This window comes from Williamsia sp. Y844 (assembly GCF_056786475.1).
In genome coordinates this window covers 719,012-739,633 of record NZ_JBXCJB010000003.1, presented here as the reverse complement: position 1 = coordinate 739,633, position 20,622 = coordinate 719,012, and the positions used below count along the sequence as shown (strand labels likewise).

Annotated in this window: 22 protein-coding genes; 13 read left to right on the top strand and 9 right to left on the bottom strand. The window is 62.4% G+C overall.

Annotation, left to right across the window (positions count from 1 at the left end; translation table 11 throughout):
• Positions 1 to 62: 62 nt before the first annotated feature.
• The 4 genes from AC1TQG_RS20285 to AC1TQG_RS20270 all read right to left on the bottom strand — a co-directional run bounded on the left by AC1TQG_RS20285 (position 63) and on the right by AC1TQG_RS20270 (position 2,762).
• A complete protein-coding gene (locus tag AC1TQG_RS20285; RefSeq protein WP_482139626.1) occupies positions 63 to 263 on the bottom strand; it encodes a hypothetical protein in 201 nt (66 codons plus the stop codon).
• On the bottom strand, positions 260 to 1,264 hold the full coding sequence (locus tag AC1TQG_RS20280) for a polysaccharide deacetylase family protein (RefSeq protein WP_482139625.1): 1,005 nt from the start codon (positions 1,262 to 1,264) through the stop codon (positions 260 to 262). Before AC1TQG_RS20280 ends, AC1TQG_RS20285 begins: the two co-directional genes overlap by 4 nt.
• Before the next feature lie 131 nt (positions 1,265 to 1,395).
• Positions 1,396 to 2,106, bottom strand: coding sequence for a rhomboid-like protein (locus tag AC1TQG_RS20275; RefSeq protein ID WP_482139624.1), 711 nt, complete (start codon positions 2,104 to 2,106; stop codon positions 1,396 to 1,398).
• Between the two features lie 29 nt (positions 2,107 to 2,135).
• A complete protein-coding gene (locus AC1TQG_RS20270; protein ID WP_482139623.1) occupies positions 2,136 to 2,762 on the bottom strand; it encodes a QsdR family transcriptional regulator in 627 nt (208 codons plus the stop codon).
• Between the two features lie 64 nt (positions 2,763 to 2,826).
• On the opposite strand from AC1TQG_RS20270, the gene AC1TQG_RS20265 reads away from it, so the two are divergent.
• Positions 2,827 to 4,059 (top strand): acyl-CoA dehydrogenase family protein, encoded by a 1,233-nt coding sequence (locus tag AC1TQG_RS20265; RefSeq protein WP_482139622.1) that lies wholly within the window; start codon positions 2,827 to 2,829, stop codon positions 4,057 to 4,059.
• Positions 4,059 to 5,207: an acyl-CoA dehydrogenase family protein gene (locus AC1TQG_RS20260; RefSeq protein ID WP_482139621.1), complete on the top strand. Its 1,149-nt coding sequence runs from the start codon at positions 4,059 to 4,061 to the stop codon at positions 5,205 to 5,207. The genes AC1TQG_RS20265 and AC1TQG_RS20260 overlap by 1 nt, the downstream gene beginning before the upstream one ends.
• A gap of 13 nt (positions 5,208 to 5,220) precedes the next feature.
• Here AC1TQG_RS20260 and AC1TQG_RS20255 read toward each other — a convergent pair whose 3' ends face one another.
• The gene (locus AC1TQG_RS20255; protein WP_482139620.1) at positions 5,221 to 5,505 is read right to left on the bottom strand and encodes a 4a-hydroxytetrahydrobiopterin dehydratase; all 285 of its coding nucleotides are present in this window, start codon (positions 5,503 to 5,505) and stop codon (positions 5,221 to 5,223) included.
• 148 nt (positions 5,506 to 5,653) lie between these two features.
• On the opposite strand from AC1TQG_RS20255, the gene AC1TQG_RS20250 reads away from it, so the two are divergent.
• From AC1TQG_RS20250 to AC1TQG_RS20225, 6 genes are all read left to right on the top strand, one after another.
• A complete protein-coding gene (locus AC1TQG_RS20250) occupies positions 5,654 to 6,781 on the top strand; it encodes a beta-mannosidase (RefSeq protein WP_482139619.1) in 1,128 nt (375 codons plus the stop codon).
• A gap of 31 nt (positions 6,782 to 6,812) precedes the next feature.
• Entirely contained in the window at positions 6,813 to 7,322 is a 510-nt protein-coding gene (locus AC1TQG_RS20245) for an SRPBCC family protein (RefSeq protein ID WP_482139618.1), read from the top strand.
• Between the two features lie 72 nt (positions 7,323 to 7,394).
• Positions 7,395 to 7,916: a hypothetical protein gene (locus tag AC1TQG_RS20240; protein WP_482139617.1), complete on the top strand. Its 522-nt coding sequence runs from the start codon at positions 7,395 to 7,397 to the stop codon at positions 7,914 to 7,916.
• Positions 7,917 to 8,099: 183 nt separating this feature from the next.
• Positions 8,100 to 8,591: a MarR family winged helix-turn-helix transcriptional regulator gene (locus AC1TQG_RS20235; RefSeq protein ID WP_482139616.1), complete on the top strand. Its 492-nt coding sequence runs from the start codon at positions 8,100 to 8,102 to the stop codon at positions 8,589 to 8,591.
• Positions 8,584 to 10,182 (top strand): MDR family MFS transporter, encoded by a 1,599-nt coding sequence (locus AC1TQG_RS20230; RefSeq protein WP_482139615.1) that lies wholly within the window; start codon positions 8,584 to 8,586, stop codon positions 10,180 to 10,182. Before AC1TQG_RS20235 ends, AC1TQG_RS20230 begins: the two co-directional genes overlap by 8 nt.
• 277 nt (positions 10,183 to 10,459) lie before the next feature.
• Positions 10,460 to 11,320: an alpha/beta fold hydrolase gene (locus tag AC1TQG_RS20225; RefSeq protein WP_482139614.1), complete on the top strand. Its 861-nt coding sequence runs from the start codon at positions 10,460 to 10,462 to the stop codon at positions 11,318 to 11,320.
• 2 nt (positions 11,321 to 11,322) lie between these two features.
• On the opposite strand, the gene AC1TQG_RS20220 is transcribed toward AC1TQG_RS20225, so the two are convergent.
• Entirely contained in the window at positions 11,323 to 11,766 is a 444-nt protein-coding gene (locus AC1TQG_RS20220) for a MarR family winged helix-turn-helix transcriptional regulator (RefSeq protein WP_482139613.1), read from the bottom strand.
• Between the two features lie 78 nt (positions 11,767 to 11,844).
• On the opposite strand from AC1TQG_RS20220, the gene AC1TQG_RS20215 reads away from it, so the two are divergent.
• From AC1TQG_RS20215 to AC1TQG_RS20205, 3 genes are all read left to right on the top strand, one after another.
• Complete coding sequence (locus AC1TQG_RS20215; RefSeq protein WP_482139612.1) at positions 11,845 to 12,216, top strand: cupin domain-containing protein; 372 nt, start codon at positions 11,845 to 11,847, stop codon at positions 12,214 to 12,216.
• Between the two features lie 112 nt (positions 12,217 to 12,328).
• The gene (locus tag AC1TQG_RS20210; RefSeq protein ID WP_482139611.1) at positions 12,329 to 14,062 is read left to right on the top strand and encodes an ABC transporter ATP-binding protein; all 1,734 of its coding nucleotides are present in this window, start codon (positions 12,329 to 12,331) and stop codon (positions 14,060 to 14,062) included.
• Positions 14,059 to 16,032, top strand: a complete 1,974-nt coding sequence (locus AC1TQG_RS20205; RefSeq protein ID WP_482139610.1) for an ABC transporter ATP-binding protein — start codon at positions 14,059 to 14,061, stop codon at positions 16,030 to 16,032. Before AC1TQG_RS20210 ends, AC1TQG_RS20205 begins: the two co-directional genes overlap by 4 nt.
• 42 nt (positions 16,033 to 16,074) lie before the next feature.
• Here the strand turns inward: AC1TQG_RS20205 and AC1TQG_RS20200 are convergent, their stop codons facing one another.
• Complete coding sequence (locus tag AC1TQG_RS20200) at positions 16,075 to 16,476, bottom strand: YybH family protein (protein ID WP_482139609.1); 402 nt, start codon at positions 16,474 to 16,476, stop codon at positions 16,075 to 16,077.
• A 118-nt stretch (positions 16,477 to 16,594) separates the two neighbouring features.
• Positions 16,595 to 17,620: an LLM class flavin-dependent oxidoreductase gene (locus AC1TQG_RS20195; protein WP_482139608.1), complete on the bottom strand. Its 1,026-nt coding sequence runs from the start codon at positions 17,618 to 17,620 to the stop codon at positions 16,595 to 16,597.
• Positions 17,621 to 17,803: 183 nt separating this feature from the next.
• On the opposite strand from AC1TQG_RS20195, the gene AC1TQG_RS20190 reads away from it, so the two are divergent.
• The gene (locus AC1TQG_RS20190) at positions 17,804 to 18,922 is read left to right on the top strand and encodes a phosphotransferase family protein (protein ID WP_482139944.1); all 1,119 of its coding nucleotides are present in this window, start codon (positions 17,804 to 17,806) and stop codon (positions 18,920 to 18,922) included.
• Positions 18,919 to 20,034 (top strand): Rv3169 family protein, encoded by a 1,116-nt coding sequence (locus AC1TQG_RS20185; protein ID WP_482139607.1) that lies wholly within the window; start codon positions 18,919 to 18,921, stop codon positions 20,032 to 20,034. The genes AC1TQG_RS20190 and AC1TQG_RS20185 overlap by 4 nt, the downstream gene beginning before the upstream one ends.
• A 27-nt stretch (positions 20,035 to 20,061) precedes the next feature.
• On the opposite strand, the gene AC1TQG_RS20180 is transcribed toward AC1TQG_RS20185, so the two are convergent.
• On the bottom strand, positions 20,062 to 20,532 hold the full coding sequence (locus AC1TQG_RS20180) for a MarR family winged helix-turn-helix transcriptional regulator (RefSeq protein WP_482139606.1): 471 nt from the start codon (positions 20,530 to 20,532) through the stop codon (positions 20,062 to 20,064).
• Positions 20,533 to 20,622 lie beyond the last annotated feature (90 nt).

The following is a 20,622-nucleotide window of genomic DNA, read 5'->3' as shown; positions in this document are numbered from 1 at the left end:
AGGCAGATCGCTCACTCGACGACCTGGTCGGCACTTTTGCCCGCCGCATTTTGAAAATGGGGTCAATTGTTGGCGTCCACCGCGACAGCCGGCATGGCGATCCACGGTTCCAAAGCACCCGGATCCTGCAATTCGATCCAGGCGATGACGTCTTGGTATGTCGCGCAGAGTGTTTCGGGTTTGCCGCAAACCTCGCTCATGAAGTCCGCGGTGGCGGGATTGAAGGCGTTCCCGCTCCAGTCGTTGAAGTGATTGGCGATCACCAGCGGGGCACGATTTCCCTCGTATGCCGTTTGTACATGTAGTCGTACGACTCTTTGACGATCTTGCGTATCTTCGGGGCGTCGCCGGGTTGGTTTTTTGCCTTGTTGAAGGTGTACCAGTAGTTGTAGTCGAGCGCGGTCTGCCGATGATTGAGCGGCGGCGACCACGTGTACGGAACCGGGAATTCCCAGACACTGCCCACCTTGGTCGGCCAATAGACGCCCGGTTGGCGTGCCGCCTTGGACGAATCCCAGGTCATGTCGTGTGCACCGAGAGCCGGAAACAATTGACCCATACCGCCTTCGAGGCAAGGTGTGCGCCCGCCCTTGACGACATCGGTTCCGAATGCCAGGTCGGGCGCGTTCGGCAGGTCGTTGATGGTCTTCCATTCACTCATCAGGTGGAAGAACTCATCGAGTTCGTGGTTCCATTCCGCGGTCGACCAGTCCTTACCGGGATTCTTTGTGCCTGCGCACCAGTGTCCTACGTAGTGGGTGCCCATTTCGTGACCGTCGTACCAGGTCTTGTTCAAGTATTCGACCTGTTCGATGACTTCTTCTTCGGTGCCACCGAATGCCAGGGCCGATTCTCCGGGTTTGTATCCAGGGCCCTGATATTCGGATTTGTTGTCGTCGGTGAGGAAGTACAGGCCGGTCATCAGCGCAGTGAATCGTGCGTCGACCTCCTTGGAGGTCTCGAGGAACAGGTCCCAGTTCTCCGACACCCCGACTCCGTCGAATGAGAAGAGGATGAATTGCGGTGGCTTTTCTCCAGTCGCCAGTTTCTTCATCGGCACATTGCTTGCGGTTCGCACCGGTCCACCATCGTTGGAAGTGCCCGTGTCCGAACCGGATCCGTCGACGACTGCTTTCGGATCAGCAGGTTGTATATAGCCCAGAAGGACGTCGGGTCGTTCGGCGCCACAGGCCGTGAGGATCAGAGCAGTCAAAGCAATGTTGAGCGTCCACAGCTTCGCCGGCCTGCGGTGGTATTTCTGCACCCTGGTTCGCCTTTCGCCAGGGGAGCCGTCAGGAATCGGGCTTAGGCCTGGATCAGAGCGAGCCTAACACCGAAAATGTCCGATTTGGCCGAATGACACTGCCTGGACCAGGCATTATTCGTTTGGTATCGCTAGCTGCCGGTCAGTGGTCGGCGGCTCTTCCACCACCGTGCCGGTGCTTCGAGGGGATTCCACGGCCGGTTTGTGCGGCGACGGGTCAGCGGATAGCAGGCCATGCCGATCAGCAGGGCGCTGAAGTGGCCGATTTCGGTGAATGTGATGTGTGACAGGAGCGGACTGCCGATCAGTGCGATCACCCCGACTGCGTAAATCCATCGCCATGGGTAGGCGAGACGGTAGGTGAGCACGCCGACGATCCCGGCGAGGAAGTAGCTGACCCCGATATCGCGCACATTGATCAACGATTCGGGCGCATGTCCGTGCTGGATTGCCCAATAGAGCACGCTCTCACTGAGCAGGGTGGCGAGGATATGGGCGACCAATCCGATACACAGCCAGAGTTGTTGGCCGAGCCAGCGTTCCGCGGGTGCGAGGAAGATGCAGAACAGGAAGAAGTAGGGGAGCCAGTAATAGCCGTCGAGCCAGAACAGGCTGGTGATCATCACGCGTATCGGGTCTTCGGACAAATGTGCGATGTTGGTGGATCCGTTGCCGAGGATTATCTCCAGGCGTTCGGGTGCCACGGAATGTTGAATGATCGTGGTCGCGAGCAGGACAGCGAGCCACGTGAAAGTCAGTGGTGCGCTACGTAGGTATCGGGCCACCCGGGAGTCCTGGATTCGACGGGCGACCTCGGCAACGGACCTCGCCCGTGTGGTCATACCCACCCTTTCTCGGACGTATGTGCTCTTCAGGTTGCCCCGCCCGGCCAAATCTGGCAACGCTGAGCGGAACAGGCGCCGGCCAGAAGTAACGCCACCATCGCCGTTGCCTGCTTCGGGGCGGGCGGTTCGCCGGTGATCATGTCGCTCCAGATGAACGATTCCCCGACGCGCACGATCGCATATGCCAGTGCGGTGATGTCGACGTCCGGTCCGATCTCAGGAATGGCCTGAAGCCGCACCACATTCCATTCGATGAGCCGGCCCTGAACAACGCTGTACCGAGTGCTGAGTACGCGCAGCGCATATTCGGGATCGTCGGAGACAAAACGCGAGAGTGGACGGTAACCACGCACGGCCGTGGCCATCTCGCCGAAATTGTGCACAAATCGTTCTGCTGTCGCGGGGTAACCCTCGCGGTCCTCCACTCGGCGCAATGCCTCGGCCACGATGCGCCACACGACCTCACCGATGATCACCTCACGGCCCGCGTACCACCGGTAGATGGTCGCGCGGCCGATGCCGAGTTCGCGGGACAGTTGCTGGACGTCGACCCGCCGGCCATTGCGGAACCAGCTGTGGGCGAGATCGATGACGTCGTCTCGGGTCGGGCGTGAAGACACCGCGGCGTGACCGTTGACGGCTCCCTGAGACATAAGTAGATTTTGTCTCTGGTGGCCTCGGTGGTCAACTGTGGCGGAGCAATGCGGGGGAGCACAGATGGATTTGGATTGGTCAGAAGCTGACGCGACCTTCCGCGACGAGGTGGTCGCCTTCCTCGACGAGAAACTCACGCCGGACCTGCGTCAGGCAGGTCGCCTCATGACGAGTGTCTACTCCGAGCACGAGGCGAGTATGGAGTGGCAGCGCATCCTGAACGAGCGTGGATGGGCGGCGCCGGCGTGGGCCGTCGAACACGGAGGGTGTGACTGGAGTCTGACCCAGCACTACATCTTCAGTCGCCAATCTGTGCTGGCGGGTGCGCCCTCGTTGTCGCCCATGGGTATTCGGATGGTCTCGCATGCGATCGCCGCGTTCGGGACGCAGGAGCAGAAAGATTTCTTCCTGCCGGGCATCCTCACCGGCGAGGTGTTCTTTTGCCAGGGGTACTCGGAGCCAGAGGCGGGTTCGGATCTGGCGTCGCTGACGATGGCCGCTGTCGACGAGGGTGACGATCTGGTCTGTACCGGAAGCAAGATTTGGACAACTCATGCGGCCGAGGCGAATTGGATGTTCTGCCTGGTCCGGACATCCAAGCATGAGAAGAAGCAGCAGGGCATCACCTTCCTGCTGATCGACATGACCTCGCCCGGCATTGAAATCCGCCCGTTGGTGATGACCTCGGGCGAACAGGTTCAGAACCAGGTCTTCTTCGATGGCGTGCGCGTGCCGAAGTCGAATGTCATCGGCACGATCGACGACGGCTGGACCGTCGCGAAGTACCTGCTGGTCTTTGAGCGTGGTGGGGCAGCGGCAGCCCCCGCGCTGCAGGTCATGGCCGAGTCGGCGGCCAAGGCGGCAGCCGGGGTGCCCGGTCCCGATGGCCGTCCTCTCATCGAGGACCCGGCCTTCTCCGCAAAACTCGCCGAGGCCAAGATCCGGACGAAGGTCCTCGAGATCCTCGAATACCGAACGCTGTCGGCGATGGCTTCGGGTAAGGATCCCGGGCCGGCGTCGTCGATGCTGAAGGTCCTCGCGACCGAACTCAGCCAGAAACTCACCGAGATCACCCTCGAGGCCGCCGGACCACGCGGGCGGGTGTATCAGCCGCATGCTGCCCGACCGGGTGGCCCGATCGCGGAGTTCTCCGAACCTGCGGGCGGATATGTCAGTGGTGAGCAGTGGCAAGCGGTGGCGCCACTGCGCTACTTCAACGACCGGGCGGGTTCGATTTACGCCGGTAGCAACGAAATACAGCGAAACATTCTGGCAAAAGCAGCATTGGGGCTCTGATGGACTTCAGCCTGACAAAAGAGCAGGAACTACTTCGCGACGGACTCACCAAGTTCCTGGCCACGCGATATGGCCTGGAAAGCAGTAGAGCGGCGGCCAAGACCGGCGCCGGCTGGCAACCAGCGATCTGGGCCGGCTTCGCCGACGACCTCGGAATCCTCGGCGCCACCCTGCCCGAAGAGGACGGCGGACTCGGCGGTGGTCCCGTCGAGCTCATGATCGTCACCGAGGCTCTCGGATTTGCGCTGGTTGTCGAACCGTTTGTCGACACCGTGGTGATCGGATCCGGATTGCTCCGGCGGGCCGGTGGTGATCGGGCCGCAAAGATCGTCGGGAACATTGTTGCCGGTACCGCGATCACCGCGTTTGCCGCGACCGAGCCGACGTCGGGTCACAGCTACAGCGATGTGGCCACCACGGCACGCCGTGACGGTGACGAGTGGGTGATCAATGGGGTCAAGACTGTGGTGACCAGCGCGCCGCTGGCCAACCATCTCCTGGTCACCGCCCGCACCTCCGGATCGCAGCGGGACACCGACGGCATCTCCCTGTTCGTGGTCGACGTCGACCCGGACGATCTACCTGCGGGCATCGACTCTCACGCCTACCGCACAATCGACGATCGTCAGGCCGCAGACTTGACGTTCACCGACCTGCGACTGCCCGCCAACGCCCTGCTGGGGGCAGAAGGCGGTGCCTGGGCGTCGATCGACAAGGCAGTCGACGAGGCCACCGCGGCAGTTACGTCCGAAGCCGTGGGTCTGATGCGAAAGGTACTGGCGGACACCGTGGAATATGCAAAGCAGCGACGTCAGTTCGGGCAGGCGATCGGCAGCTTCCAGGCGTTGCAGCACCGGATGGTCGACATGTACATGGAGCTCGAGCAGTCCATCGCCGCGGTCTACCTTGCCGTACTCAATCTCGAGGCTGAGCCGGTGGAGCGTTCATTGGCGGTTTCGGCGGCCAAGGCGACCATCGGACGTTCGGCGCGGTTCATCGGCCAGAATGCGGTCCAGTTGCACGGCGGCATGGGCATGACCGAAGAACTGGCGATCGCGCACTACTTCAAGCGACTCACCGCGATCGAGTACGAGTTCGGTCCGGCCGATCAGCACATCGCCCGATACGCCGCGCTCTCCGCGCGCTGAGCAGGAGTCTGGATCAGTGGGTGAGATCGTCGATCTGGTGGGCGAGCACGGTGTCCTTGCCGGTGATCCCGCCCTCTGAATGCGTGCTCAGGGTGAATGTGACGTTGCGCCAACGGATATCAATATCCGGATGATGATTGGCGGCTTCGGCTGCCTCGGCAACGCGATCGACCAACGCGATCGCTGCCGGAAAATCCGCGCATTCGATCGTGCGTGTCAAGGAATCGCCGGAACGCGACCAGAAAGTCAGGTCGGCGAGGGCCTTGGTGATGTCGGATTCGCTCAGTAGACCTGCCATCACCTGATGCTGCCAGTCGCTCGCGGATCGGGCAATACCCGAATTGTGGTTCGGTCGCGCCATCGGGCGCAATCGGCGTCTGACGGGCGGCGCAGCTTCAGCTATGCAAATATGACTGTGACGCTCACAAATCCGCATAGGTTGGTTGATGAAACACAACGTCCCACGAAGGTGCTCGCTACTGACGGTCATCGCGCTTGTATTCGGTGTGTGCGCATTGCAGCTATCCGCGGCGCCGGGAGCCGGAGCTGCACCCGGGTCGCCGCATCGCGTGCAGTCCACGAGCACGGGCTTGACCCTGGACGGAAACCCCTGGTGGCCCAGTGGATTCAACGCCTATCAGCTGGCGACCGATTGGTCGGTGAACGCCGGATGCGGCGCGATGGTCGACCTCGACTCCTACTTCTCCGCACTCGAACCCGGGTCACTGACGCGGTTCAACGCGTTTGAGCGGCTGGCGGTGAACAAATACACCGGACAACTCGATTTCGGTCCGATGGATGCGGTGTTCGAAGCGGCGGCCGACCATGACCAGTTGGTGGTCCCGGTGCTGGCGGCCGGTGACGGTGCATGCGAGGACGAGCTCTTCAAGGGATACGACTGGTACGACGACGACTGGGACACCGTGGTCCCGGCCGGGTCGCCGCTGCGGTTTGATCAGTGGGTGTCGACCGCGGTCAACCGGTGGAAATCGTCACCGGCGCTGGCCGGGTGGGAGCTGGTGGGTGAGCCCGAGACCAGCCTGTGCGCGAACACCGCCTGCCACTGGCAAACCCGGACGTGCCCGGCAGACGCCGGAGAGGTGCTGCGCGATTTCTTCGACGACGCCGGCGCGCTTGTTCGAACGGCCGACCCCAATACGCCGATCTGGGCGGGTCTCCTCGGAGGCGGCCAGTGCGGATCGGCGGGCGACGACTATCGACTCGTCAACGCGTCGAGCAATGTCGATGTTCTGGAGTACCACGACTATGGCGCCGATGGGGTACCACTGCCGGGCGACACCTGGAACGGGCTGGCCACGCACCTCGTTCAGGCGCAACTACTCGGAAAACCCTTGGTGGTGGCCGAAATCGGGCAGAACGCCGGGTCGTGTGGATCGCTGCCCGACCGGGTGGACGACTTCGACACCAAGGTGTCGGGACAGAAGCTGGCCGGCACCGCCGGTGCACTGTTCTGGGCGTTCGTGCCGGATCCGCGGCCCACATCCTGCACCTTCGACATCGGACCCGACGATCCGGTCTTCGATCTCGTGGAGGAACTGAACACGATCGGGTGAGCTTCGTCGCGCGGCATGGCTAGCCTGTTGTATGACCGTTGAACAGAAGCAATCTGAACGTCTCGAATCCGAACGCCTGATCCGCGCGAGCGCAGCCGACATCTTCGCGGTGCTCACCGATCCTCAGGGGCACGTGGCCATCGACGCGTCGGGGATGTTGATGGATGCAACCGGGGAGCGCGTCAAAGCTGTCGGCGATACGTTTGTGGTCCACATGGACCGGGAAGCGTTGGGCGACTTTCCACTGGGGGAGTACGACGTGACGGTGACCATCAAGACTCTTATCCCCGATGTCGAGGTCTCTTGGACGATTCTCGGTCGTCTGCGACCGCAGATCGGTCACGTCTACGGGTATCGGCTCGAGCCGGCGGCTGATGGTGCGACAAAGGTCATCTCGTTCTACGACTGGTCCGACATCCATCCGGAATGGCGAGAAAAGAACATCTTCCCGGTCATCCACACCAACTCGTTGGCAAGCACGCTGGGGATTCTCGACAGAACCGTGCGCCGCGGCTATCCGCGCCAGGCCGCGCGCGACTAGTTCGACCGAGGCGTGGGATCGTCGATTGTGGATAGTAGGTGAATCGATCGACGAGAATGTGAGAACTGCACCATGACGAAATCCCTCGAAGTGATCGACCGGGGCGCCATGCTCGAGTTCGGATTCGACGACGCACTGCGCTACCACGGCCCACTTGCGCCAGGTGGTGTTGCCCACGCCTTCAAAGTTCTCGAACGAGCACTGCCGGCGCTGGCGAAGGACGGGCCGGTCGAACGGCGGGAGATCGCGGTCACCACCTCACACGGTGGTCCCGGCGTGCGGGACACCTTCGAGCTCGTGACCCGGGCGGTCACCGAGGGCCGATACACGGTCGACGGCGCCCTGAAGCGTCCGGAACGCGGAACGACGATGGAGATCTACGTCTTCCAACTCGACTATCGCGGCGTGAGTGTCACGCTCGTGATCCGGGAAGGATTCGTCGTCGACGAGTACATCACCCTCTCGCGTATGGCCGCCCGTAGCGCCGAGGAGGAAGCGCGTCTGGTCGTGGTCAAGCAGGAGATGGCCGATCGCGTGATGGCGGTTCCGGCGGAGGCGGTCTACGACATCGTTCCGAGTGTGGTTTCCGGGTGATCATCGTCGGCCGCCTCTGAACAAACGCGTGGTGAGCGGGACCGCGGACCGGGGTGATCGGTCGCGGTCTCGTTCTGCGTTGGGTGTCAGGAATATCCCCGCGGGCACTTAGTTGATTTCTACATGCAACCAACATATAGTTGCGTAGTGCAATCAATTAATTAAGGGGGGAGTCACATGGCCATGTCCACTGAGGCAGCCCGTGCGTTGATAGTCGATCTGCACCTACTCGGCCGGATTATGCGCAGAACGCTTGCGACCGAAGACGACGGTGACATTCACCAGGGTGGTCTCGGGGTGCTGGCGGCACTGGCCGCCGGCGAACCCTGCCGGCAGACGGAACTCGCCACAGACCTGTGCCTGAGTCAATCTGCGCTCAGTCGTCACATCACCGAACTTGTCAACGGCGGTTACGTTGTCAGGCAATCCGATCCCGAAGACGGCCGTGCGACCCAGATATCGCTGACCTCGACCGGTCGGGAAGCGTTGCACCGCAAGCGCGATACACGCGCTCGCGAACTCCAGAAGGTACTCGCCGACTGGCCTGAAGCCGACGCCGAAGCCGCAGGGGTCGCGGTGCAAAGACTCAAACAATCGATGAACGAATACATGCATCGGACCGGACGGTCAGAACCCACGTCCCATCGCAAGGAAAGCCAGGAAATCTATGTCTAGCTCGACGACGGCGGCTGTGAAGCACGATCCGCTGGCGATGACACACCAACAAATTCTCAAGACGATGATCGGGCTCCTCGCGGGTCTGTTCACCGCATTGCTCAGTACCACGATCGTCGCGACCGCCCTGCCGACCATCATCGGCGACCTCAAAGGCTCACAGACGGCGTATGCCTGGGTCATCACCACCGCACTGTTGGCCAATGCGGCCTCGACCCCGATCTGGGGCAAGCTTTCCGACATCTTCAACAAGAAAGTGCTCGTCCAGAGCTCGCTGGTGATCTTCGTCGTCGGGTCGATCATCGCCGGATTTGCGCATACCGTCCCGATTCTGTTGGCAGCGCGTGTGATCCAGGGTGTTGGCATGGGTGGTCTGACCGCTCTGGTCGTCGCCATCATCGGCAGCATCGTCTCGCCACGTGAACGTGGCCGCTACTCCGGATACATGGGTGCAGTGATGGCCGTGTCGATGTCGGGTGGTCCGATCCTCGGTGGTGTCATCGTCGACAGTCCACTCGGATGGCGCTGGTGCTTCTTCGTGTGCGTGCCGCTCGCAGTGATCGCACTGTTCTTGCTGCAGAGGACGCTGCACATCAAGACCGACCGCAAGGAAGACGTCTCGATCGACTGGCTCGGCGCCACGTTGCTGACCGCCGGGATCTCCGTCCTGCTGATCTGGGTCTCGTTTGCGGGCAAGGCCGGCTACTACGACTGGCTCTCCAAGGAGTCCGCGATGTACGTCGCCGGTGGTGTACTGCTGCTGTTGGCGACAGTCATGGTCGAATCCAAGGTGAAGTCACCGATCATTCCGCTCAAGATCGTCGTCGAGCGGACCACCGGCTTGGCCATCATCGCCTCGATCGCCGTCGGTTTGGGAATGTTCGGCGCGACCACCTTCCTCGGCCAGTACTTCCAGACCGCACGTGGTTTCTCGCCGACACTCGCGGGCGTCCTGTCCATCCCGATGGTCGCGGGCATGCTGATCGGATCGGTCGGCTCAGGGCAGCTGATCAGCCGCTTCGGTAAGTGGAAGCCGTACATGCTCGTCGGTGCGACGTTGCTGATCATCGGCTTCGGCCTGTTGGGGACCATCGATCACGCGACCAGCCTGTGGCTCGTCGGAGGGTTCACGATGGTCGTCGGACTCGGCACCGGAATGCTGATGCAAAACCTGGTCCTCGTCGTCCAGAACACCGTCAGTGTTCACAACATCGGCGCCGCCTCGAGCAACGTCGCGTTCTTCCGAACATTCGGTGGCGCGGTCGGTGTATCGGTTCTCGGTTCGGTGTTGGCCACCCGGGTCGCCGATCTGTCGGCGTCGGGTTTGTCCAAACTGGGCATCCCGGGCGGTTCGTCGGGAGGCAACCTCGACATCGGTGCGTTGCCCGATCCGGTTCAAACGATTGTGCGAGCGGCCTATGGCGACGCCACCAGTGCGATCTTCCTGATCGCCGCGGCCGCAGCCGTGGTCGCGTTGATCGCAGTGGCGTTCCTTCCGAATCGCCCATTGCGCCAGACCATCGACATCGCGGCCGACGAAGATCCGATGCGCGAGGGTGGCAAACCGCCGCGCGATCTGATCGACGCCTGATCCACCTCCACCACAAACGAGCCGGTTGTACGAATTCGAGCCACAAATAGGTGACTCGTCTTCGTATGACCGGCTCGTTTGCTGATGGGCCTGGAACTGGCGACGGCAGGTCGATGAGCTGATGATCGGTATTGCGCCCATACTGGTGGGTGACGGTGTCAGGCTGTTCGATGCGCCGGGGGTCATACCCGGTCAAGCTGGAACGAACCGGGCTCACTCACGCCACTGCCGACTAATGTCTGGTTCCGGGTCACGCAGTAACCCAATGGGAGGCGACATGAACGAACTCCAACACATAGACCTGCACGGCGAGCGAATTGCGTATCAAGACGAGGGGAGTGGCGACGTACTCCTGCTGATCCACGGGATGGCAGGCAGTTCGACGACATGGCGCGCGGTGGCGCCCCTCCTGGCCCGCACGCACCGCGTGATCGCGCCCGATCTGCCCGGCCACGGAGAGTCCGGCAAACCGCGCGGTGACTACTCACTCGGTGCGTTCGCGGCGACCCTTCGGGATCTGCTGCGTGAACTCGGCATCGACAAGGTCACGGTCATCGGCCAGTCGCTCGGTGGCGGTGTCGCCATGCAATTCACCTACCAGCACCCTGAGTATTGCGAACGCCTTGTCCTGATCGGTAGCGGCGGACTCGGTCCGGACGTCAACTGGACCCTGCGGCTCCTGGCGGCTCCCGGAACCGAACTCGTGTTGCCGATCATCGCGCCGAAGCCGGTCCTGGCCGTGGGGAACAAGATCGGATCATGGATGGGCTCGATCGGAATCCAGTCACCGCGAACCGCTGAGACGTGGCGGTCCTATTCGTCGCTCGCCGACCGCGAGACACGGCAGGCATTCTTGCGGACGCTGCGTTCGGTGGTCGACCATCGCGGACAGGCGGTCAGCGCGATGAATCGGCTGTACCTGAACTCGGAGCTGCCAACGCTGCTCATCTGGGGCGACGCAGACAAGATCATCCCGGTCGCGCACGGTTACGCCGCACATGAGGCCATCCCGGGTAGCCGGCTCGAGGTCCTGCCCGGTGTCGGACACTATCCGCATGCCGAGGCTCCGCTGACGGTTGTGGACATCCTCGAGGACTTCCTGGGGGTCGCACCCGCACGGACCCGCACCACCAGCTGAGATCACCAGCTCGGGCGGAGCCGTCCGGGACCGGCGAGAACATTCAACGCCCTGACGAACGTGTCGAAATCCTTACGCGGCAGCCGTCCATGCCACGAATCGACGCATTCCTCAGCTGACTCCTGTGCCGCCTGCGTACAGGCATGTCCACGCGGGGTGAGCTCGACCAGTTGGATGCGGCGGTCGGCGTCACTGACCTTTTTCGTCAGATAGCCCCGTTCGATCAGGTATGCGATGAGTTGTGCAGCAGCCTGCTTGGTCACCTGTAGCTGCTCGGCGATGTCCGTTGCCGTGGTCGGCCCCGATGATGCCGCGGCGAAGAGGAATCCATGGACCGGCCGGACGTCGGTGAAACCGCGCCGGGCCATGCCGTCCTGTATCCCGTCGACCAATTGCGCCGACAGCCTCAGTAGTGCCGAGGCGGAATTCCAGTCATTGTCAGTCATGTGGAGCAGTATGCCATCGACAGACAAGCCTCTTGTCTATATGGTCAAGTGACTTGTCTATTACGTCTGGAGGCTCCCATGCCGATCATCCCGTCCACCGATGCCACGGTTTTCTCCGTGCACGGAAGCACTTTTCACGCCTATGTGAATCCGTCCCGGGGCAGTGAGCAACTCTGTGCCTGGCGCCTAGAGGTTCCGACCCGCCAGATCGGTGTCGCGCACCGCCCCGATCGGGAGGAGGTCCTGCTGGTCCTGCAAGGGGATCTGGAGGTAACGCTCGACGGTGTGTGCGCGCAGGCGCGGACCGGAGATGTCGTCGTGATCGGCGCGAACAGTGAGGTCAGGATCGATGGTGGAGGCGAGGATGCATCGGTGTGGGTGAGCACCACTGCGGGACTGCAGGCCACCACCGCCGATGGCGAGGTGATCGCGCCGCCCTGGGCTCGGTGAGCCGTACGGGGTGAACCGCATGGGTGGTCTGAAACGGACATCGGTGGACTCACGAATAATCCAGGTGAGGATGGATCTGCAGGCTTGCTAACGTCAAACATGTGACTGCCCCATGTTGACCCGTTTGTTACGCACCTACATGGGTGCCTATCGGTCCCAGCTGATGTGTGTCGTCGTACTGCAATTGGTGGCAACTGCCGCGATGCTGTACCTGCCCACACTGAACGCCGACATCATCGATTACGGCGTGGCCAAGGGCGATTCGGGCTACATCCTGCGGATCGGTGGATGGATGTTGGCGGTCTCGCTGGTCCAGGTCTGCGCCTCGATCGCGGCGACGTACTTCGGCGCCCGCGCGGCGCTCGGAGCCGGCCGCGACATCCGCCACGACCTCCTGCATCGGGTGGACAGTTTTTCGGCCCGCGAGGTCGGCACGTTCGGGGCGCCATCGCTCATCACCCGGACGACCAACGACGTCCAGCAGGTCCAGATGGTCGGAGTGATGGCCTGTTCGATGCTCGTGACGGCACCCATCATGTGTATCGGGGGCATCGTGCTGGGTATCGGCGTCGGCGGCAAGCTGGCCTGGGTTCTGGTGGTGGCAGTGCCCTTCCTCGGCGTGAGCATGGCCTACATCATCTATCGGATGGTGCCGGGCTATCGCGCCATGCAGACCCGCATCGATGTGGTCAACCGGGTCCTGCGCGAGCAGATCACCGGCATTCGGGTGGTTCGCGCCTTCGTCCGGGAACCACATGAACGCGCCCGCTTCTCCCGGGCCAACGATGACCTCACGAACGCGTCGCTCTACGTCGGCCGGCTGATGGCGCTGATGTTCCCGTCGGTCCTGCTGATCACCAACGTGACCATCGTGGTCATCATCTGGTTCGGTGGACATCTCATCGAGGACGGGAGCGTTCAGATCGGCGCCCTGACCGCGATGATCGCCTACGTCACCCAGATCCTGATGGCCGTCATGATGGCGTCGTTCCTGGCGATGATGGCGCCGCGGGCGGCGGTGTGCGCCGAACGGATCTACGAGGTGCTGGAGACCGAATCGTCGGTGGTTCCGCGGGCCGACCCGACACCGATGCGCGCGCATGCCGGGTTTGTCGAATTGCGCTCGGCGCGTTTTCAATATCCGGGCGCCGACGAACCGGTTCTACGCGACATCACTTTCACCGCGCGGCCGGGAACGACCACCGCCATCGTCGGATCGACGGGTTCGGGTAAGACCACGTTGCTGTCACTGGTGCCGCGCCTGATCGATGTCACCGACGGCGCGGTGTTCGTCGGCGGCACCGACATCCGCGACCTCGACCCAGCGGTGCTGCGGGCGGAAATCGGATTGGTCCCGCAGCGGCCCTATCTGTTCTCCGGGACCGTCGCGTCCAACCTGCGGTACGGCAAGGAGGACGCAACAGAGGAAGAGATGTGGGAAGCGTTGACCGTCGCCCAGGCAGCCGATTTCGTCCGGGACATGCCCGATCAACTCGAGACCAAGGTCGCCCAGGGCGGCACCACGGTGTCCGGCGGTCAGCGGCAGCGGCTGGCGATCGCCCGCGCGCTGATCCGAAAACCCAAGATCTATCTCTTCGACGACTCGTTCTCCGCACTCGACCTCAGCACCGATGCGCGCCTGCGGGCGGCTCTGCGTCCGGCAACCCGTGAGGCCTGCGTTCTCATCGTGGCGCAGCGGATCACCACGATCGCCGACGCCGATCAGATCGTCGTCCTCGATTGTGGGGCGGTCGTGGGGATCGGCACGCACGACGAATTGATCGAGACCTGCCCGACCTACGCGGAGATCGTGCAATCGCAGCTGTCCGTGGAGGGACGGGCATGACGCGGCCGGGAGGTGGCGGCGGACCGTCGATGGGCGCCGTACCGGTGGAGAAGCCCAAGTCCTTCGGCCCGTCCGTCAAGAGGGTGCTGCGCATGCTGGTCGCGCGCCGGCTGGCGGTGGGTGTGATGGCGCTCTTCGCGGTCACCTCGGTGGTCCTGACCGCCGTCGGGCCGTTGTTGCTCGGGCATGCCACCGACCTGATCTTCGCCGGGGTCATCGGCGACCAGTTGCCTGCAGGCCAGAGCAAGGCGCAGGCGGTCGCGACGCTTCGGGAGCAAGGCGACGACACATTTGCCGACATGGTGTCGTCGATGGATCTCGTACCGGGCGTGGGCATCGACTTCGGTGACGTCGCTCGGGTCCTGATCCTGGTTCTCGTCCTGTACTTCGTGTCCGCGGTGTTGAGCTGGCTGATGGGCCGAGTGCTCAACGTGCTCACCCAGCGCACGGTGAGGGAGCTGCGCGCCGAGGTGGAGGCGAAGATCCACCGGCTGCCGTTGCGATACTTCGACGGCAATCAGCGTGGAGACATGTTGAGTCGGGTGACCAACGACCTCGACAACGTCTCGCAGAGCTTGCAGCAGACGATCGCCCAGGTGCTCAACTCCGTTCTGACGGTCCTCGCGATCCTGGTGATGATGGTCTGGATCTCGCCGCTGCTCTCGCTCATCGCGATCGTCACGATTCCCTTGGCGGTCATGGTCACCGCGATGGTGGCCAAAAGGTCCAAACCGCACTTCATGGCGCAGTGGTCCAACACCGGCCGGCTCAACGGTCAGGTGGAAGAGGCCTTCTCGGGCCACGAACTGATCAAGGCGTTCGGTCGGCAGGACGATGTCGAGCGGCGGTTCGACGATCGCAACGAAAAGTTGTACAGCGCCAGCTGGAAAGCGCAGTTCGTCTCCGGAATCATCATGCCCGCCATCATGTTCCTCGGAAACCTCAACTACGTGGCCATCGCCGTGGTCGGTGGGCTGCGGGTGGCAGCGGGTTCGCTGAGTCTGGGCGATGTGCAGGCATTCATCCAGTACTCGCGGCAATTCACCCAGCCGCTGACCCAGATCGGGTCGATGGTCAACCTGATGCAGAGTGGGGTGGCCTCCGCCGAGCGGATCTTCGACATCCTCGATGCCGAAGAACAGAGCCCGGATCCGGTGATGCCCGAGTCGCCGGCGACCAGCAAGGGGCTCATCACTTTTGACGACGTGTCATTCCGATACGTGCCCGATCGCCCACTGATCGAAAACCTGTCGCTGGTGGCCAAACCCGGACACATGGTGGCCATCGTCGGTCCGACGGGTGCAGGCAAGACCACCCTGGTGAACCTGATCATGCGCTTCTATGACGTGGATTCCGGGACGATCAAACTCGACGGTGTGGACACCTCGCTCATGACCCGTGACGATCTGCGTGAGCGGACCGGCATGGTTCTGCAGGACTCGTGGTTGTTCGGCGGATCCATCCGCGACAACATCGCCTACGGTGATCCGGACGCCGACGACGAGGCGATCATGGAGGCCGCCCACGTCAGCCACGTCGATCACTTCGTGCGGGTTCTGCCCCAGGGATACGACACCGTCATCGATGAAGAGGGTGGCGGCGTCAGCGCCGGCGAGAAGCAACTCATCACGATCGCCAGGGCGTTCCTGGCGAAGCCGACCTTGCTCATCCTCGATGAGGCAACCAGTTCCGTCGACACCCGCACCGAACTCCTGATCCAAAAGGCGATGGCCGCACTTCGATCCGACCGCACGAGCTTTGTCATCGCCCACCGGTTGTCGACGGTGCGGGATGCCGACACGATCCTGGTGATGGAGCAGGGCCGGATCGTCGAGCAGGGTTCGCACGATGAACTCCTCGTTGCCCGCGGTGCCTACTACCGCTTGTACAACAGCCAGTTCACCGGACCCATCGAGACCGACGAAGACGAGGCAGGCGAGTTCGAAACCCCGGAATTGTCGAAGAGCTGACCGCAGAAGCGTGACCCGCCGTCGCGCTGCTCGATGTCGCGATCATTCGATGTCCAGGGGAAATGAGTGGTGCTCGTGGGTCACCGTCCAGCGCCCGTTCTCTTTGCGCAACCCGACGGTGAGCCGTAGTCGCCGATCGGGATCCTCGACGAAATCTTCGACGGTGCCGCAGCGCAGCAACATGTTCGCGAACGCGACGTCGTCGCCGGCGGTGATGCTCATGTCGACGATGTCGAAGGTTGCGCCGGAGGCCTGCCACTTGAAGAACTGGGGCCATGTCTGCCGATACTCGTCGATACCCCGGACGCCGTTGTCGGGCGGTGGAACGTCGAACATGACGATGTCCGGGGAATGGTCGGCGACAACCGCGTCCAGGTCGCCGGCGCGAACCGCCTCGGCCCAACTGTTGACGAGTGTGCGGATCTGCGCGGTGTCATCGGACATGATCTCGACACCTTTCTGACGGTCAGGGCCGCCGTGGAAGGTTTGATCCCTACCTTGGGTCTGACCGCCCCGATGCCGAAAACTCATCGGTCTGCCGCGGCGTGATGGCGGTGGCTCATCAACCGGATGTGGGTGTCCACCCCAGCTTCGGGCCGAGGTGCACGGCCATGTCGGTGAGGATCTGCAGGTAGTCGGGATCGTCGAACGAGAACGGCAACGCAAAGGTTGTCTCCTGCGTTCTCTGGAATCCCGCATGGGAGAACAACACATCGGCGATCTCGTCCGAGGTGCCGACGATGTCAGGGGCGAAGAGCATTTTGCGCGGGCCTTGCGGGGACAGCGTCCGGTCGAAGCGGGCCGCGGCATAGGCCCGGTACCTCCGAATCTGCTCGGGTGTGGCCGAGTCGGTTGGGATCACCACCAAACCCTGTGACACCCGGGCTTTTTCGGGGTGTCGATGGTGTGCGCGATAGGCATCGATGTGCTGTGCCTGAATGGTTGCGAAGTCCAGTGAGTCCGATCCATCGGCGGTGACCACCGAACTGGTCAGATAGTTCAGACCCTGTTGGCCGGCCCAGATCGCCGACGACAACATCCCGCCGTACCAGAGTCGGTCGATCAATCCAGGGGAGTGAGGCTGGACGATGCGTGAGAACTCTTCTATCCCAACGGTTCCCTCGAAGTCGCTGACCGGGACACCTCGTATGTTGTCCATGAGCCTGCGGACCCGGTCTTTGCTGAAGTTCTCGATCGCGTGCGTCTCGGGGTACAGGCTGGTCTTGAAATTGTCGTAGCGCATCGGAGTACCGACGGAGACGCCGGGATTGAGTCGTCCGCCGGAGAGGATGTCGACCGTGGCGAGATCTTCGGCCAGGCGCAGGGGGTTCTCGAGACCGAGTGGGATGACAGCGGTGCCGAGATCGATTCGGCTGGTCCGTTGAGTGGCGGCAGCAAGGACCGCAACGGGTGACGAGATCCCGAACTGCAGATGACGATGCCGCAGCCAGACACTGTCGAATCCCAGGTCCTCGGCGAGCTCGATGATTCTCAGGGTCGACTCATGGCCGTCGGCCGGGTTGGCTGGATCGAATCGCCCGATCGTGAGAAATCCGAGTTTGTCCAGTGGTTCACCGGGTAGTGGCACCGTTACCGTCCTTCGAGTTGGGATGCTGCGGATGCAATGCCGGAAAGCAGCAAATCCTTGTCATCACGTGGGCGCTCTGCTTTCATTACGCAACCAGCGGTATCGTAATCTGCGTCACATTTTTGGTGAGGCGCGCAAGCTTCCGGAGGGAAATCGGTGGCAGCTGAACAACCACTTGCTGACATGAAGTTGACGCGTTCCAGTAGGGACGCGGCCACACTTCCCCGGCGGCTCGCCGCCTGGTTGTCGACGGTCCTGCCCGATGGGGTCACACCCTCGGTTGCCGTCGACAGTGGCATAAACAGCAACGGGATGTCCTCGGAGACAATTGTGCTCACCGCCACCTGGGACGAGGGGGGTGAAACGACATCACGCCGGTACGTGGCACGTGTGACCCCGGCCGACGAGGATGTACCTGTCTTTCCCGAGTATCGGCTCGACCACCAATTCGAGGTCATGCGCCTGGTGAGGGAGCTGACCGACATCCCGGTACCGCAGGTGCGCTGGATGGAACCCACCGGCGACGTCCTGGGCACACCGTTCTTCCTGATGGACCACGTCGACGGGACCGTTCCACCCGATGTGATGCCATATACATTCGGCGACAACTGGTTCCATGACGCCTCGGCACTGCAGCAGCGAGCCGTGCAAGATGCCACGGTGGCCGTCATCGCGAAATTGCACTCGATACCGGACGCAGAAAACACATTCGGCTTTCTCGATGAGGGAACTGCAGGAGACAGCGCCCTGCGGCGCAACGTCAACTGGTGCAGATCCTGGTATGAGTTCGCTGCCCGTGACCTCGGCAGATCGCCGCTGCTGGACCGGGCATTCGACTGGCTCGAAGAGCACTGGCCCACGGACGCCGAGGCGGCGCAGCCGGTCCTGCTGTGGGGTGACGCGCGATTGGGCAACACGCTATATCGCGACTTCGCACCGGTGGCCGTACTCGACTGGGAGATGACGACCGTCGGTCCGCGTGAGCTCGACATCGCGTGGATGATTTTTGCACACAACGTATTTCAGCACATTGCCACCACGCTGGGACTTCCCGGGATGCCGGACACCTTGACCGAACATGATGTGGTCTCCACGTACACAGAACTGACCGGCGTGGCCGTTGGCGACCTCGACTGGTTCTACGCGTACGCCGCAGTGATCTGGGGTTGTGTGTTCATGCGAACCGGGGCCCGGCAGGTGCACTTCGGCGAAATCGAGATGCCCGACGAGGTGGATGGACTGTTCCATCATCGGGCGCTCCTCGAACAACTCATCGGTACCGGCAAAGGGGAAGCACAGTGATCGAACCGCTCGACGAGTACCCCATTCATCAAACGCCGCTACCCATCGGACTCGTCGACTCGAGTGATCGAAACTTCTACGACCGCAGCTACTTTAATGCCCACGACCGCACCGGCGACATATTTGTGATCACCGGTGCGGGCTATTACCCGAATCTGGGCACCAAGGATGCTTTTGTGTTAGTGCGGCGAGGTGACGTGCAGACCGCGGTTCACCTCGGTGACGCCATCGACTCCGACCGACTCAACCAGCACGTCAACGGTTATCGGATCGAGGTGGTCGAACCGCTGCGGACCCTGCGTCTGATCCTCGAACCCACCGAGGGCATCGCCATGGACATGACGTGGCAGGGTTCGTTCGACGTCCTGCAGGAACAACCGCACATCATGCGCACCGGCAGCCGAATCACATTGCAGGCGCAACGGTTTGCCCAGGTGGGTACATGGAGTGGCACATTGTCGATCGACGGCACCGACATCGCCGTCGATCCTTCGACGTGGGTGGGCACTCGCGATCGGTCCTGGGGTATCCGTCCGGTCGGAGAGCCCGAACCGACGGGCCGGCCTGCGGATCCGCCATTTGAGGGCATGTGGTGGCTGTACGTTCCGATGCGCTTCGACGACTTCGCGGTCATTCTGATCATCCAGGAAGATCCGACCGGATTCCGGACCCTCAACGATTGCACCCGGGTGTGGTCCGACGGCCGCACCGAACAACTCGGCTGGCCGCGGGTGGCGATCCGATACGCCTCCGGCACCCGGATCCCGACCGGGGCAACCATCGAATGCACCACGCCCGACGGATCCCCGCTGGTACTCGAGATCGAATCCCGGCTGGCGGTACCGATACATGTCGGCGGTGGATACGGCGGTGACCCCGACTGGATTCACGGCAGCTGGCACGGAGAGAAGTTCGTCGAACGGGTCAGCTACGACATCACCGACGCCGCGGTTGCCGGCCGGATGATGTTCGGAGTCATCGACCATGTCGGAAGGGCGGTCTGTACCGGTCCCGGCGCTGACGGTGTGGAGGGATTCGGGCTGTTCGAACATGGTGCGCTGGGGCGGCACGATCCCTCGGGGTTCACCGACTGGCTGACCCTGGCGCCCTGATCATCTCGCTGTTCAGGTTGGCGCTGTTCACCGTAGTGGAGGCGAACCGGCGTTGATCCGTTTGCCGATCGCCGTGAGTTGGCGGAGCTGAGCGCGACTGAGTCGATCGATGACCAGGGATCGAACGTTGGCGGCGTACCCGGGAGCGGTTTCGACCACTTTGTCCCAACCTGCTTCCGTCAGAACGGCATTGGTGAATCGACCGTCGTCCGGGCAGGGAAACCGCCTGACCCATTCGCGCTTTTCCAGGCGGGTGACCACGTGGGACAAACGCGACAGTGAGCCATAGGACATCTCGGCCAGTGTGCTCATGCGAAGTGTGCGATCGGGGGCCTCGGACAAGGCCGCGAGCACCTCGTACTCGAAGTGGGTGAGCTGAGCGTCGCGCAGCAGCTGTGCATCGAGCGCGTGGGGCAGGCGCGCCAACGCGGTCGCCACCTGGATCCAGGCGTCCATTTCTTCGTCGTCGAGCCACTTCGGCTCCGGCCCGCTCTGCATTGTCGAAGTGTATTACGACTGGGAGCCCCTGCCGCATTACTTGACGCATCAAGTTAAATTTACGTACTATTTACTTGATACGTCAAGTTA